Origin of the sequence: Corynebacterium tuscaniense DNF00037 (assembly GCF_000759055.1) — a bacterium.
Lineage (GTDB): Bacteria > Actinomycetota > Actinomycetes > Mycobacteriales > Mycobacteriaceae > Corynebacterium > Corynebacterium tuscaniense.
In genome coordinates, this window is the sequence record NZ_JRNG01000020.1 from 1 (window position 1) to 13,618 (window position 13,618).

The window sequence follows — 13,618 nt, forward strand, 5'->3', positions numbered from 1 at the left end:
CCTGTGCGAAGCTCACCACATCACCGCGTGGAAAAACGGTGGGGAAACCAACTTGAAAAACCTGGCACCACTGTGTCGTTACCACAACCGCGTCAACGACGACGACCTACACAAGCCGCACCGCGGTCACATCGAAATACGCACCGGCACCCCCACGTGGATCTCCCCCAAGGGCTATCCGGTGGTCAACACCACACACCCGTACGGAGCGATGCAAACGGTGTTCCCCCAAGCCGCTTAAACAGACGAAAAAGCGCCCCCGGGTGGGAGCGCTTCGTCGATAAGCAATTGCTTAGTGCTGGTGACCTGCCTCTTCTTCTTCAGGCTTGTTCACCACAGAAGCCTCAGTGGTGAGCACCATGCGTGCCACGGACGCGGCGTTGACCACAGCAGAGTGAGTCACCTTCACCGGGTCGATGATGCCCTGCGCGATGAGGTTGCCGTACTCGAGCGTGGCGGCGTTGAAGCCCTCGCCGTTCGGCAGCAAAGCGACCTTGGACACAACGACGGAACCATCCAGGCCCGCGTTCTCTGCGATCCAATAAGCCGGCTTCACCAACGCGTGAGCAACAGTGAGTACACCGGTCTTCTGCTCACCCGGGTAGTTCGCAGCGAGCTCCTCGAGCTTGGCTGCGATCTGCACCAGCGCGGAACCACCGCCGGCGATGATGCCTTCCTGTGCAGCCGCACGGGCAGCGTTGATGGCGTCCTCGACGCGCAGCTTGCGCTCGTTGACCTCGGTCTCCGTCGGCGCACCGACGCGGATGACAGCGACACCACCGGACAGTTTGGCCAGGCGCTCTTCCGCCTTCTCCTTGTCCCAGGTGGAATCGGTGTTCTCGATCTCGCGGCGGATCTGCTCGCGGCGGTTCTCCACTGCTTCAGGCGTGCCAGCGCCGTCGACGATGACGGTGTCATCCTTGGTCACGGTGACGCGGCGGGCGCTGCCCAGCACGTCAAGCTCCGCGTCCTTGAGGTTCACGCCGACCTCCGGGTCGATGACGGTGGCGTCGGTGACCACAGCGAGATCGTCCATGAAGGCCTTGCGGCGCTCACCGAAGTACGGCGACTTCACCGCAACAACCTTCAGGGCACCACGGATGGAGTTGACCACGAGGGTCTGCAGCGGCTCGCCCTCAATGTCCTCAGCGATGATGAGCAGCGGGCGGGAGGTGCCCACGGCCTTCTCCAGCAGCGGCAGGAACTCCGGCAGGGAGGTGATCTTGTTGCGGACGAGCAGGACCTGCGGGTTCTCCAGGATGGCCTGGCCGGCTTCCGGGTCGGTCATGAAGTAGGGGGACAGAAAACCCTTCTCAAAAGAGATACCTTCGGTGACGTCCACGTAGGACTCGATGGACTGGGACTCCTCAACGGTGAGGACGCCGTCCTTGCCCACCTTGTCCATGGCGCCGGCAACCATCTCGCCGACGACGGAGTCGCGGGAGGAGACGGTGGCAACGTTGGCGATCTCCTCGTTGGAGGACACCTCGGTCGCGCGCGCCTTGAGCTCTTCGACCACAGCCTCAGCAGCTGCTGCGATGCCCTTGTTCAGCTCGATCGGGTTCGCACCAGCGGCAACGTTGCGCAGGCCCTCGTTGATGATGGCCTGGGCGAGCAGTGTTGCGGTGGTCGTGCCGTCACCAGCGATGTCATTGGTTTTCACAGCGACGGACTTGACCAGCTGCGCACCGAGGTCCTCAAACGGTTCCTCGAGGTCGATGTCGCGGGCGATGGTCACGCCGTCATTGGTCACGAGTGGACCACCGAACGCCTTGTCCAGCACAACATTGCGGCCACGCGGGCCTAGCGTCACGCGGACTGAGTCGGCGAGGATGTCCACACCGCGCTGGATGCCCTCGCGGGCCTCCTGGTCAAATGCAATGAGTTTTGCCATAAGGGATTAATCCCGCCTTTTACTTCTCGACGACGGCCAGCAGGTCACGCGCCGACAACAGCAAGTACTCCTCGCCGTTGTACTTCAGCTCGGTGCCGCCGTACTTGGAGAAGATCACGGTGTCGCCTTCCTTGACGTCCACCGGGATGCGGTGCTCACCTTCGTCGTCCCAGCGGCCGGGGCCGACAGCAATAACGGTTGCTTCCTGCGGCTTCTCCTGTGCGGAGTCCGGGATGACCAGGCCGGAAGCGGTGGTGGTCTCAGCTTCGACAATCTGAACGAGGATCTTGTCTTCCAGAGGCTTGATGTTGACGTTTGCCACGATTGAACCTTTCGTGAAAGTTGGATTCATTACACGGTTTCTCGGTGCGCAGCCGTCGTCGCGGGTGAACAAACTGTGCCCAAAACCTGTTTAGCACTCTACCCATGCGAGTGCTAAACGACAACAATGGGGCTCACCAGCCCCACGCTCGGAGCTAGTCCTGCACCGTCCCCATGTTGAGCACAGCGTTGTGCCAGAGGTTGTACTCCTCCGGGTTGTCGTCCTTGTAGTGGCGGACGGCGCGGATGGCTTGTTTGATTTGGTCCACGATGTCGTCGTCAATGCTGTGCCCATCGCGACCGACGAAGATGACCGGGCCGGAAATCGCCGATGTCGGGTCTTGCAGGAAATTAGCGTTGTCCGTCGCCGCCAAGTTCGCCGCCATGGACGCAACCGGGTTCGGCGCGGCACGATTCTCACGAGCCTGCGGTGAGTAAATGGCCTCATATTGCGTGTCGTTTTGGGAAAACGCGACACGCACTCCCTCAAGAACAACGGGGCCGAGGAACTGGCTCGCGTGGTCAATGTCAAAGATGATCCGACGGTAGGTCAGGTCCGGATTCACCAGAAAACCGAAGCGTTCATGATCGCGAGACTTCATGGCGGGAGAGCGTCCTTTCGGGATGTGAATTTTTACGCGGTTGTCACGTTAACCCGAAAGTACAGACTTCGCTCGGTGAGATTTAAGAATGAACGAGCGGGGTCTCCACCTCAAGTGCCGTGTCCGTTGCGGTGTCCCACCCGGAAGGCTGCGCGCCTTCGTGGATGAGTTGGGCGGCAAGTGCCGCAATCATCACTCCGTTGTCGGTACACAGGGCGAAGCGCGGCACCCGGAGTTCGATTCCGTGGGCGTTGCACCGTTCTTGCGCGAGTTCCCGCAGCCGCGAGTTCGCCGCGACTCCCCCACCGAGCAACAGGGTGCGCGCTCCTGCGTCTTCGCAGGCCATGATGGCTTTTGCGGTGAGAACGTCCACGACAGCTTCCTGGAAGGATGCGCACACATCCTCGACGCTGATCACCTCTCCGGCCCGCTCGGCGGCCTCAACGTACCGCGCGACGGCAGTTTTCAGGCCGGAGAAAGAAAAGTCGTAGCGGTGCTCGCCGCGCAGGTCTTCAGCGCGCGACAGGGCGCGCGGGAAAGAAATTTTCGGCTCACCACGTCGCGCAAGCTTATCGACGACCGGCCCACCCGGATACCCCAACCCCAACAAACGGGAGACTTTGTCGTAGGCTTCGCCGGCAGCGTCGTCAAGCGTGCTTCCGAGCTCCTTCATAGGTTTGCCTACCGCATCGACTTCAAGGATTTGGCTGTGCCCGCCGGAGACGAGTAGCGCAATGGAGTGCGGTAGTTCATCCGCATCATCAAGGTTGGCCACGGCAACGTGTCCCCCCAGGTGATTCACACCATAGAAGGGCACACCCCACGCTGCGGCGTAGGCCTTCGCCGCTGACGCCCCGACGAGCAACGCCCCTGCTAGACCCGGCCCGACTGTCGCAGCGACGGCGTCCGGTTTGGTGATGCCAGCATCCGCCAACGCTTTTTCCATCACACGTGGCATCGCCTCGAGATGGGCGCGGGACGCGATCTCGGGCACCACCCCACCGAAGCGGGCGTGCTCTTCCATGGACGATGCCACGACGTCTGCGAGGATCTGCATGCTGCCGTCCGGCTGTAGATCAATAACACCCACGCCTGTTTCGTCGCAGGAGGATTCGATTCCCAGAATGATCATTGCTCTGACTCCTTTGACCCCACTGACACCTCAGACACGGAGTGGCGCATCATCGTGTACGCATCTGCTCCAGTAGAGGGATAGTATCCCTTGCGCACTCCCACCTCGGCAAACCCGTAGCTCTTGTACAGCGCGATGGCGGGCTCATTATCGGTGCGGACTTCGAGGAACATTTGGGCGTCGTACATATCCGCGGCGTGCACCAGCTGGTCCATGAGCGCACGTCCAAAGCCACGGCCCTGGAATTGGCGCGCAACCGCGATGGTGTGCACCTCAAACTCCGGGTCTTCGCGTGGCCCTAGGCGGGCGACGCCGGCGTACCCGGCAAGAACGACTTCGTCGCTGTCTTCCACGAATGCCCCAACATAGAAGGTGTAGGGGTGCGCGAGTTCCGCGAGGAAGACATCGCGGGACCATGGACTTTCGTCGACAAAGAGATCCGCTTCAATGGCCGCGGCTGCAGCCGCATCGGCGGGTCGGAGTTCACGGATGCGCACGGGGTCACTCCTCGCCGACAGCTACGCGCGGAATCGCCGGTGACAGCGGCTTCGCTGCGGGCTCTTTCGCATCTGGGCGACGCAGATACAGCGGGACGAGTGGCTCACCCGGCGCGCCCAGATCGCGCACAGTTGCCCGCGCGGCGGCAACCAACGCCCCAGCGCGCGGTGCTTCATACGTGACGGTGCCCGCCGCTTCAACGAGCGCCGGTGGCAGTTTCGCACGCAAGTGATCCGGCACGGACACGACGTCCACCGCGCCTGACTCAAGCTGGTCAGGCGCAATTACGTTGGGGCCATCAACGCGTTCGCCGCCGGAGTAGCGCGCCCAGTACACCTCGCGGCGGCGGGCGTCGGTGAGGATGAGGGAGGAGCCGCGCACAAGCAAAGCAACCGCATCATGTGTGCACACACCATGCACGGGCACCCCCAGGGCCTGCCCAAACGCGGATGCAGTAGCCATGCCCACGCGCAGACCCGTGAAGGGGCCGGGGCCGCAGCCCACAACAATCGCCTCTAAGTCGGTGAACGCGAGCCCTGCGGACGCGAGCAGTTCCATCACCGTGGGAACCAGCAGCTCATTGTGGGCACGCGTCGGGGTGACCACCTCCGCGAGGGTCTCCCCCGAACGCGCATCAACGATGCCGGCCACCAAATCTGTGGTGGCCGTATCAAGCGCGAGGACAATCATGTGGCTGCTGGGCTACTGAATACGTGGGCCGAAACGCCACATGCTGCCGTCGTAGTGGACCGGGAAACCCTGCTCAGTGCTGAAGATCTCCTGGAAATAGTTGTCTCCGCACAGGTCCATCACGTTGGCCGGGACCGCATCAACTGCGACAGCCTGCTCACTCGAATCATCGAACAGCAGAATGTAGTTGTTGCTACCGTCCAGTTTGATCTGATCCGCAAGATCACCGGCGGCCTGCAGCTTCATGTCCACCAGCTGCTCCGGCTCGTTGTTGCACACCGGAACAAAGCCTTGAATCTCCTGGCCGTACACGTAACGCAGGTCAATAATCTCGGCTGCGACGGCGTCATTGGTCGGCGGCTGCATCTCCGCAAGCGTCGTTGCCAACGACCCAGATGCTTCTGCTTCTCCAAGCGCTTTCTGCCCGGAGGCGGCGCTCAAACTCGGCATAACAAAAATCAGGGCTGCGAGCACGATCACCCACAGCGCGATAACAATGGCGGTCCAACCTTTTTGGCTAGCAGTCAGCTTTTGCATGGGACCAACCCTACTCTGATGGCGCCCAGGAGATGATGCGGGCCTGCGATTCTGGGTCTTCCATCACACGCGTGTCACGGTCCAGAGTGACTAGTAGGTAGCGTGTGGCCAGCTGTTCAACGAGGCCCCCGCCCCACTCCGCCACCACGACGGCGCTATCGAGTTCGGAGTCCAGGTCGAGCGCATCCAACTCGCCGAGCGGGTCGACCGAGCCGGTGCCGCCGACGCTGTCGAGGAGCCGGTAGGCATCAACATGTACGAGCGCAGGCCCACCCGTCGGGTTTTTGTGTTCGCGCGCGATGATGAAAGTGGGGCTAGTCACGCGCCCTTTCACACCCATCCCTTGGGCGATTCCCTGCGTGAGGGTGGTTTTGCCAGCGCCGAGGGGGCCGTCGAGGATGACAACGTCGCCAGCTTCCAGCGCCTCGCCCAGCGTGCGGCCGAACGCGCGCGTGTCATCAGCGCTCGCGCATTCGACGGTTCCTGGGGAATCAAACGGTTGCTTCATGGCTCTCCTGCTTATCGACGTACTCCCTCACCACACGCCCACCCGGCGCACACACCACCTCGTAGTGGATCGTGCCCACCCGGCGCGCCAGCTCAGCGGCACTCATGCCGCCGCCTCCGAAGATGACTGCTTGGTCACCAACGTTTATGCCCGCGCGGTCAGCCCCCAGCCACACGATGAATTGGTCCATGCACACCCGGCCGACCTGTGGGTAGCGGCGACCACCGATGGTGACCTCGATGTGATCCTGCCAAGCACGCGGGATTCCGTCGGCGTATCCCATCGGGACAATGGCGGTCCAGCCATCCTCCGGTGCTGTCCAGGTCAAACTGTAGCTCGCCCCTTCGCCCTTGCTGATGCGCTTCACGGCGGTGAGCCCAGCGGACAGGGTCATCGCTGGTTGAAGTTCAGCGCCAGCGCCAGCCGTCGCGTCGGCCCTAGTGCCCTCCACCGGGTTAAGCCCGTAGAGCGCGATACCCGGGCGGACCATCCCGAAAGCATTTTCCGGACCGGTGAGTGTGCCCGGTGAGTTGGCCAAATGGTTCACGGGCACCTCTAACCCGTGGGCGCGGGCAAGGGTGATGGCCCGCTGAAAAGCATCACGCTGCACCTGGTTGTAGGGATGGGTGGGTTCATCAGCACAGGCAAAGTGCGACATCAGACCGCGAACCTCCAGGCCGGAGGCGGTGGCAAGGTCGAAGGCTTGCGGCCAGTCTTCCTCATCAATCCCGGAGCGATTGAGGCCGGTGTCCACGATGAGGTGCACGGGGCACTTCACGTTGTGGTTCACCAGCCAACGCAGATGCTCCAAGCCGGGAACCCCCACCTCGATGCCCTCAGGGATCTCCTCCCCCGGCTGCCAAATCCACGCCAGTACCGGTTTATCGGTGAGCTGGCGGATCCGGGCAGCCTCCGCAAGAGTGGCCACCCCGAACGCGTCGGCGCCGGCGTCTTCCATCGCCGGGATAACGCGCTGCGCACCATGGTTATAGGCGTCTGCTTTGACCACGCACATGAGTTTGGCCTCACCCGCCACGCGCTTCATCACGGCAGTGTTGTGTGCAATCGCACCGAGGTCAATGGTCAAGGTGGCGGGACTCATAGCTGTCATTGTGCCAGCTGCCCCACATCACACCAGATGCAGCACACCCAGACCCGCCAACAACACCGCCACAGCCCACGTCGCACCAGCGGATACGGCTGCGGAGTTCTGCCGCGCAGCCTCAAACACGCGGCCGGCAGGGCTCTCCGGGTAGCGGCGAACCCAGGCGACAAGCAGGGCACATAGCGTGGGCAAACTCAACGCGACGGTGGCGTACAACACCAGGAAGGCGTAGCGGGTCCCCACTGGCACACCCGCCGTGGACAGCACTGCCAAACCACCGTAGAACGGCACCGACGTCGCCGACTGGATGATGCCCAGCACGAAGCCCACCAGCACCGTCGTGCCGGATGGGGTGCGCAGCGGCCGCATAATGCGCTGCACAAGCCCAGAATTGTCACCGCCACGCACAGCAAGCACCGCGGTAAGAAGACCGGTGGCAATGAGCAAAATGCCAAACACCGGCCCGTCGACAAAGCGATGCACCACATCGCCCAGCCCGTCGAATACGACGAGCATCAAGAAGGCCAACGATGCAACGCCGAGCCAGTCGCCGGCGATGAGCAAAGCGGCGGTCGTCGGAAAGCGAGGTGCCACAATGCCCACCGCGACGATGACCCCGATCAACAACAGGTTGATCGAGTCAATGAACGCGAAGCCGAGAGCTGCGAGCACTACTCGACCGTGACCGATTTGGCCAGGTTGCGCGGCTTATCAATGTCATCGTTGCCGCACTCCCGCGCGATGAACGCCGCGAGGAACTGCAACGGAACCGTAGCCAGCAACGGCTGCATGATCGTCGGCGACTGCGGGATGCGGATGAGCCAGTTCGAGTACGGCTCCACCGAGGTATCGCTTTCCTCCGCGATCACAATCGTCTTCGCGCCACGCGCCCGGATCTCCTGGATGTTGGACACGATCTTCGAGTGCAGCTGCGGCAACCCGCGCGGGCTCGGCACGATGACCACGACCGGCAGATCGTCCTCGATCAGCGCAATCGGACCGTGCTTCAATTCGCCTGCCGCGAAACCTTCCGCATGGATGTACGCGAGCTCCTTCAGCTTCAGCGCTCCCTCAAGCGCAATTGGGAAGCCAACACCGCGCCCCAGGAAGAGCATCGTCTGCACCGCGCCAAGCGTCGAAGCAATCTGCTTCGCCTGGTCGTGGCTGGCCAGCGCCTCCTCGATCTTGGCCGGAATCGCCTCAAGCTCATCCCAGATCGCACGGATCTCATCCGGGTATTTCGTGCCCTTCGCCTGCGCGAGAGCAAGACCCACGATGTAGTTCGCCGCCACCTGCGCGAGGAACGCCTTCGTCGACGCCACACCGATCTCTGGACCCGCATGGGTGTACAGCACTGCATCGGACTCACGCGGAATCTGCGAACCATTCGTGTTGCACACCGCGAGCACCTTCGCGCCCTGCGTTTTCGCGTGGCGCACGGCTTCCAGCGTGTCAGCTGTCTCACCGGACTGGGAGATCGCGAGCACAAGCGTGCGCTCATCCAGCACCGGGTCGCGGTAGCGGAACTCAGAGGCCACCTCAATCTGCACCGGGATGCGCACCCAGTGCTCAATCGCGTACTTCGCAGCCAAACCCGAGTGGTACGCGGAGCCACACGCGACAACGAAGACCTGGTCGAAGGACTCCAGGTCACGCTCAGAGATCGTGTTCTCATCCAACACCACGCGATCCCCATTCCAGTGGCCAGCAAGCGTGTCGCGGACTGCGGCGGGCTGTTCATAGATCTCCTTCATCATGAAGGAATCAAAGCCACCCTTCTCCGCAGCCTCTAGGTCCCAGTCGATGGTGAACGGCTTGCCTTCGCTCGGCGTTCCATCAAAATTGAGCACCTCGTAGGAATCCTTCGTGATCACCACGACGGAATCAGATTCCAGTTCGACCGCATCCTTCGTGTACTCAATAAAAGCTGCCACGTCCGAACCCAGGAACATCTCACCGTCGCCCACACCCACGATCAGCGGGGTTGAGCGGCGCGCCGCAATGATGGTGTCCGGGTGATCAGCGTGCGTAAACAGCACGGTAAACGCGCCCTCAAGGCGGTTGAGCACGCTTAACGACGCCGCCTTAAAGTCCCCCGCCGTCTCCCCCGCGTTATACGCCTGCGCCAACAAATGCGCGGCGACCTCGGAGTCCGTGTCTGAGACCATTTCTATGCCGTCGCGCTCCAACTCAGCCCGCAGGGGCGCAAAGTTCTCAATGATGCCATTGTGAACAATCGCCGCCTTGCCGTCGAAGGACACATGCGGGTGAGCATTCTCATCAGTCGGGCGACCATGCGTTGCCCACCGCGTATGACCAATAGCAGTGGTACCTGCCAGGGCATCCGCGCCCATCTCCGCAATCTTGTCTTCGAGGTTCTGCAGCTTGCCGGCACGCTTCGCCACATTGATGTGGCCACGGTCGACCACAGCGATGCCGGCGGAGTCGTAGCCGCGGTACTCCATTCGTCGCAAAGCGTCGAGCGCAATGCCAAGAGCCTGCTGCTTACCTACGTATCCCACGATTCCACACATGCGGACAACATTAATCTATGAACCAACTCCATCCCACTCTGTCCGCCCGTACCGTGGAACCAGCCATGCGCGAATGCAGTAGGGTTGGTGGCGTGTCTGCGAACCTGAAAAAGCTCAGTGAACTGTCCAAGCGAGGCCCGCACCGCGTACTCGAAGGCGACCTCGGCTTCACCGGCCTCCCCGGCAAGGTGTACGTCCCCGCTGAAGGCAAAGCTATTCCCGGTATCGCTTTTGGCCACGACTGGATGAAAAACGTCGGTGACTACCACAAAACACTGCGCCACCTGGCCAGCTGGGGCATCGCCGTCGCCGCACCGGACACCGAACGTGGCCTGCGCCCCGATCACGCCGGCTTCGCCGCAGACCTAGAAACCGCCCTGCAGATCCTCGCTGGCGTGAAACTGGGAAACGGCAACGTCACCGTTTCCCCCAACCGGCTTGGCATCGCCGGCCACGGCATGGGCGGTGGCTGCGCCGTTCTGGCCAGTGTGGATAATCCCCAAGTCAAGGCCGTTGCCGCCGTGTACCCAGCTGATGTGGCCCCATCCGCGATCACCGCGGCGCGTGGCCTATTCAAACCGGGCCTGGTCATCGGCCCGGATGAGGATTCCGATGGCATCCTCGCCTCCGGTAACCCCGCTCAACTCGCCTACAACTGGTCCGGCCCTGTTGCATACCGCACGGTGAAGAAAGGCAACCAGCAATCCTTCAGCGAGGACTCCCTGGCCAAACTGGTGCTGGGCTCTGGCCGCTCCAAAACCAGTGTGCAGGAAACCGTCCGCGGCTTGCTCACTGGTTATTTCCTCCACCAGCTGTGCAGCGAGAAAACCTACAGCGCCTACTCCGAGGCAGACGCCTCCGGCAAGGGAGTGAAATCCCTCGTAGGCCAGGACCTCGCCGACGCCACCAACCTGTTCTAGGTGGGCCGCTACCCCCTGTTTTCGGTCGGGCCCTCTTTTCGCAGCACACCCTGAACCTTGCCTGGCCGGAAACCCCGGTATACGCCCTGCGGCGTCACCGGTGGTGGCTTTTGAATGTTCATCTCTTTAGCCAACTCCTGCTGCCTGACCAGCTCCTCCATTTGACGCTGGCTTTGCTTCAGCACCTTCTCAAACTCGGCCATTCGGTGGGCCGTGCGGCGGCGGAACTGCTCCGCGTAATCACTAAATTCCATTACCAGCTCCTCGTCTTTCTGGTGCGTTGTTGATCTTCTTGGGCATCAGCGTTGGCAGCAGGCTCAGGCTGGCTCGCAGGCTGCTGCACCGGCTTCTCTGTCGGTTGCTCCGTCACTGTCTCAGCTGCAGCAGGCGTGCTCTCTCCCTTCGGTGGCGGGGCTGACTCCGGCGAGCTGTACTCCTTCTGCGTCGGAGGTGGCGTATCGGTCTCCTTGCACAGTTCATCAAGGTGCTGGTAGCAGCAGCCGATGGACTCGTTTCGGTCGTCCACAATCTTTTCAATGAGAGAAAGTGCCGCAATGATCAGGTAGATAGCCTGCGCCCCCGCGCGGATCAAGGGGTGCCGCTGTAGCAACGAATTGAGAGTGAGAACCACCCGGATAATCTCGGTGGCGCCGGTTTCGGCATCGTCGGCGATCTCTTTGATAGTCTCGACGCAGGACTGCGCCTGGCGCCACAGGTCGTCCAAAACATCGGAGTGTTCCGTTTGTTCGGAATCCAGTTCCTTCTCGTGGCCAGTAATGCCAATATCTTCCAGCCAACTGGATTCTCCACCGCTGCCAATCTCAAAAAGAAATGGTGCGAAGTTACCCAACAGACTCAGCAGCCCACCCGCCTTGCTGCCGCTGGACGGCGCGGAGTTCACACGTTGCACTTGATCCGGCAATGCGGTGTTGTTCATGCCATTGGTCATATCCAGTTTGGAGTTGATGGTTTTGACTTTGGATTCCACCCGTGAGACGTCGTCAGACGAAATACCAGGCACACCGGCTGTCCCGAGCGCGATGGCATTCAAACCTTCTTTGATCTGTGCATTACCCATGAGCATTCAATTCCCCTGCAGTCGTGCCATCCGTCGACGACACATCCTCCGCCATCGTGAGCATGGACTTGTACTGCTCTACACGCGACCGCAGTCGGTCAAGAGTGCGCTCGTAGACAGCATCTACGGATGCGGCGATGGACTCCCCATGCCCCACAAACCCCTCACCAAATGAGGCCGGATTGATCTCTGGCTTGTTGGCAACCAGATCTGCAATAGCTTCGTTGTACTGGTTGATCGCATCATTGATACGCTCCCGGAATTCCTCCGGGTCGAGTTCTAACGACGTATTCACATTGATCCCCCGCTTGGTCGAGCCGCCTAGGGCAGGCGGCAGTCTTTATCTTCCATAGACTTAGACTGCCTTACCCCCCGGTTTGGTTCCCTCAAATCCCAAACTTTTTTCAAAAAAGGGGGTAACTACACCGCCGCGACAACAGCAGCAAGACGGCCGGCAACTCGTCGGGCCTGCTCTTCTTCAGCGGCTTCGACCATGACGCGGAAAAGTTCTTCGGTGCCAGATGGGCGTAACAGCACGCGGCCGCTGGAGCCGAGTTCGTTTTCGGCTTCGACGATCGCCGACGTCACCGCAGGATCATCAAGGATGAGTGATTTATCGGACACTGGGACGTTGATGAGCACCTGTGGCAGGACCGTCATCACGCTGGCGAGCTCTTTGAGGCTCTTGCCGGTTTCCGCCATGCGCTGCATGAGCATGAGACCGCACAAGGTGCCATCCCCAGTTGTGGCGCGCTCCGGAATCACCACATGACCCGACTGTTCACCGCCAAGCGAGAACCCCCCGCGCTCCAGTTCCTCTAGCACGTAGCGGTCGCCTACCTTGGTTTCGCGCACCTCAATGCCCTCGCGCTCCATCGCAAGCTTCAAACCAAGGTTGCTCATCACAGTTGCCACCAGCGTGTTTTTGCGTAGCGACGACTTCTCCTTCATATTCACAGCCAAAATCGCCATGATCTGATCCCCGTCAACCACATTTCCCTCAGCATCGACGGCGAGACAGCGATCCGCATCACCATCATGAGCCAAACCAAGATCCGCGCCGTGGGCAACCACAGCCTTCTGGGTTTGCTCGATGTGTGTGGAACCAGCGTTGTCATTGATGTTGTACGCGTTCGGCTCGTGGAAAATCGGAACGACCTCCGCACCCGCCGTCGCGTATGCCTTCGGCGCAATCCGGGACGCTGCACCGTTCGCGCAGTCCACCACAACCTTGATGCCGTTCAGCGGCGTGGCCACGGACTCTTCCAAGTGCTGCAAGTAGCGCTTGAACGCATCCGGAGATTCCTCCAGAATGCGTCCGATGCCGGTGCCAGTCGGGCCAGCTTCGTCGATGGAGGCCATGGCGCGTTCGATGCGGTCCTCCACATCGTCGTCAAGCTTCTTGCCCCCTGCTGAGAAGAACTTGATCCCATTGTCCGGCATGGGGTTGTGCGAGGCTGAAATCATCACACCAATATCCGCACCGTAATCATCGGTGAGGAAAGCCAGGCCCGGCGTAGGGATCACCCCCACACGCAGCACATCAACGCCTTTCGACGCCATCCCCGCCGCCATCGCCGCCGCCAACATCTCCCCCGATACACGCGGATCACGGCCAATGATTGCCGTGGCGCGACGCTGCTCCGGCATTTTCGTCTCAGTCAGCACCATCGCCGCCGCCTGCCCGAGCTTCATCGCCAACGGGGCCGTCAACTTCTCATTAGCCAGCCCACGCACACCATCGGTTCCAAAAAGTCGAGTCATGACAGCCAATTATGCCCGCCACGTGTACGCGGCGC

The 13,618-nt window shown here is 61.4% G+C and carries 17 protein-coding genes; 2 read left to right on the forward strand and 15 right to left on the reverse strand.

All coding sequences use genetic code 11. The annotated features are described in order from the left end of the window. On the forward strand, positions 1-241 hold a 241-nt coding region (locus HMPREF2129_RS05610), incomplete at its 5' end, for an HNH endonuclease (RefSeq protein WP_034664175.1). A gap of 51 nt (positions 242-292) precedes the next feature. Here the strand turns inward: HMPREF2129_RS05610 and groL are convergent. The 11 genes from groL to glmS form a co-directional block, all read right to left on the reverse strand. Continuing rightward, complete coding sequence (gene groL, locus HMPREF2129_RS05615; protein ID WP_034664176.1) at positions 293-1,894, reverse strand: chaperonin GroEL; 1,602 nt, start codon at positions 1,892-1,894, stop codon at positions 293-295. A 19-nt stretch (positions 1,895-1,913) separates the two neighbouring features. After that, on the reverse strand, positions 1,914-2,216 hold the full coding sequence (groES, locus tag HMPREF2129_RS05620; RefSeq protein ID WP_034664178.1) for a co-chaperone GroES: 303 nt from the start codon (positions 2,214-2,216) through the stop codon (positions 1,914-1,916). Between the two features lie 154 nt (positions 2,217-2,370). Further along, the gene (locus HMPREF2129_RS05625) at positions 2,371-2,817 is read right to left on the reverse strand and encodes a hypothetical protein (protein ID WP_034664180.1); all 447 of its coding nucleotides are present in this window, start codon (positions 2,815-2,817) and stop codon (positions 2,371-2,373) included. Between the two features lie 82 nt (positions 2,818-2,899). After that, positions 2,900-3,949: a tRNA (adenosine(37)-N6)-threonylcarbamoyltransferase complex transferase subunit TsaD gene (gene tsaD / locus HMPREF2129_RS05630; RefSeq protein ID WP_034664182.1), complete on the reverse strand. Its 1,050-nt coding sequence runs from the start codon at positions 3,947-3,949 to the stop codon at positions 2,900-2,902. After that, on the reverse strand, positions 3,946-4,446 hold the full coding sequence (gene rimI, locus HMPREF2129_RS05635; RefSeq protein WP_084576594.1) for a ribosomal protein S18-alanine N-acetyltransferase: 501 nt from the start codon (positions 4,444-4,446) through the stop codon (positions 3,946-3,948). Before rimI ends, tsaD begins: the two co-directional genes overlap by 4 nt. 4 nt (positions 4,447-4,450) lie before the next feature. Continuing rightward, on the reverse strand, positions 4,451-5,137 hold the full coding sequence (gene tsaB, locus HMPREF2129_RS05640) for a tRNA (adenosine(37)-N6)-threonylcarbamoyltransferase complex dimerization subunit type 1 TsaB (RefSeq protein WP_034664186.1): 687 nt from the start codon (positions 5,135-5,137) through the stop codon (positions 4,451-4,453). 12 nt (positions 5,138-5,149) lie between these two features. Further along, positions 5,150-5,674, reverse strand: coding sequence for a hypothetical protein (locus HMPREF2129_RS05645; RefSeq protein ID WP_034664187.1), 525 nt, complete (start codon positions 5,672-5,674; stop codon positions 5,150-5,152). Between the two features lie 10 nt (positions 5,675-5,684). Next, a complete protein-coding gene (tsaE, locus tag HMPREF2129_RS05650; RefSeq protein WP_034664189.1) occupies positions 5,685-6,182 on the reverse strand; it encodes a tRNA (adenosine(37)-N6)-threonylcarbamoyltransferase complex ATPase subunit type 1 TsaE in 498 nt (165 codons plus the stop codon). Beyond that, positions 6,166-7,284, reverse strand: coding sequence for an alanine racemase (gene alr, locus HMPREF2129_RS05655; protein WP_034664288.1), 1,119 nt, complete (start codon positions 7,282-7,284; stop codon positions 6,166-6,168). The genes tsaE and alr overlap by 17 nt, the downstream gene beginning before the upstream one ends. Positions 7,285-7,311: 27 nt before the next feature. After that, positions 7,312-7,959 carry a GAP family protein gene (locus tag HMPREF2129_RS05660; protein WP_034664191.1) on the reverse strand — a complete coding sequence of 216 codons (648 nt, stop codon included), beginning with the start codon at positions 7,957-7,959 and terminating at the stop codon, positions 7,312-7,314. Next, positions 7,959-9,821, reverse strand: a complete 1,863-nt coding sequence (gene glmS, locus HMPREF2129_RS05665) for a glutamine--fructose-6-phosphate transaminase (isomerizing) (protein WP_084576596.1) — start codon at positions 9,819-9,821, stop codon at positions 7,959-7,961. Before glmS ends, HMPREF2129_RS05660 begins: the two co-directional genes overlap by 1 nt. A 92-nt stretch (positions 9,822-9,913) precedes the next feature. Between glmS and HMPREF2129_RS05670 the strand changes: the two genes are divergently transcribed. After that, the gene (locus tag HMPREF2129_RS05670; protein WP_034664194.1) at positions 9,914-10,741 is read left to right on the forward strand and encodes a dienelactone hydrolase family protein; all 828 of its coding nucleotides are present in this window, start codon (positions 9,914-9,916) and stop codon (positions 10,739-10,741) included. A gap of 8 nt (positions 10,742-10,749) precedes the next feature. Here the strand turns inward: HMPREF2129_RS05670 and HMPREF2129_RS05675 are convergent, their stop codons facing one another. The 4 genes from HMPREF2129_RS05675 to glmM all read right to left on the reverse strand — a co-directional run bounded on the left by HMPREF2129_RS05675 (position 10,750) and on the right by glmM (position 13,583). Then, entirely contained in the window at positions 10,750-10,995 is a 246-nt protein-coding gene (locus tag HMPREF2129_RS05675) for a hypothetical protein (RefSeq protein WP_034664196.1), read from the reverse strand. Then, entirely contained in the window at positions 10,995-11,819 is an 825-nt protein-coding gene (locus tag HMPREF2129_RS05680; RefSeq protein ID WP_146014962.1) for a hypothetical protein, read from the reverse strand. The genes HMPREF2129_RS05675 and HMPREF2129_RS05680 overlap by 1 nt, the downstream gene beginning before the upstream one ends. Further along, positions 11,812-12,114 (reverse strand): hypothetical protein, encoded by a 303-nt coding sequence (locus tag HMPREF2129_RS05685; protein WP_034664200.1) that lies wholly within the window; start codon positions 12,112-12,114, stop codon positions 11,812-11,814. The genes HMPREF2129_RS05680 and HMPREF2129_RS05685 overlap by 8 nt, the downstream gene beginning before the upstream one ends. A gap of 125 nt (positions 12,115-12,239) precedes the next feature. After that, a complete protein-coding gene (gene glmM, locus HMPREF2129_RS05690; RefSeq protein ID WP_034664292.1) occupies positions 12,240-13,583 on the reverse strand; it encodes a phosphoglucosamine mutase in 1,344 nt (447 codons plus the stop codon). Positions 13,584-13,618 lie beyond the last annotated feature (35 nt).

Coding starts and splice junctions, on each gene's coding strand:
- tsaB (WP_034664186.1), bottom strand. CDS start 5,137: ATGATTGTCCTCGCGCTTGATACGGCCACCACAGATTTGGTGGCCGGC.
- HMPREF2129_RS05680 (WP_146014962.1), bottom strand. CDS start 11,819: ATGGGTAATGCACAGATCAAAGAAGGTTTGAATGCCATCGCGCTCGGG.
- alr (WP_034664288.1), bottom strand. CDS start 7,284: ATGAGTCCCGCCACCTTGACCATTGACCTCGGTGCGATTGCACACAAC.
- glmM (WP_034664292.1), bottom strand. CDS start 13,583: ATGACTCGACTTTTTGGAACCGATGGTGTGCGTGGGCTGGCTAATGAG.
- groL (WP_034664176.1), bottom strand. CDS start 1,894: ATGGCAAAACTCATTGCATTTGACCAGGAGGCCCGCGAGGGCATCCAG.
- tsaE (WP_034664189.1), bottom strand. CDS start 6,182: ATGAAGCAACCGTTTGATTCCCCAGGAACCGTCGAATGCGCGAGCGCT.
- tsaD (WP_034664182.1), bottom strand. CDS start 3,949: ATGATCATTCTGGGAATCGAATCCTCCTGCGACGAAACAGGCGTGGGT.
- HMPREF2129_RS05625 (WP_034664180.1), bottom strand. CDS start 2,817: ATGAAGTCTCGCGATCATGAACGCTTCGGTTTTCTGGTGAATCCGGAC.
- HMPREF2129_RS05675 (WP_034664196.1), bottom strand. CDS start 10,995: ATGGAATTTAGTGATTACGCGGAGCAGTTCCGCCGCCGCACGGCCCAC.
- HMPREF2129_RS05645 (WP_034664187.1), bottom strand. CDS start 5,674: ATGCAAAAGCTGACTGCTAGCCAAAAAGGTTGGACCGCCATTGTTATC.
- glmS (WP_084576596.1), bottom strand. CDS start 9,821: ATGTGTGGAATCGTGGGATACGTAGGTAAGCAGCAGGCTCTTGGCATT.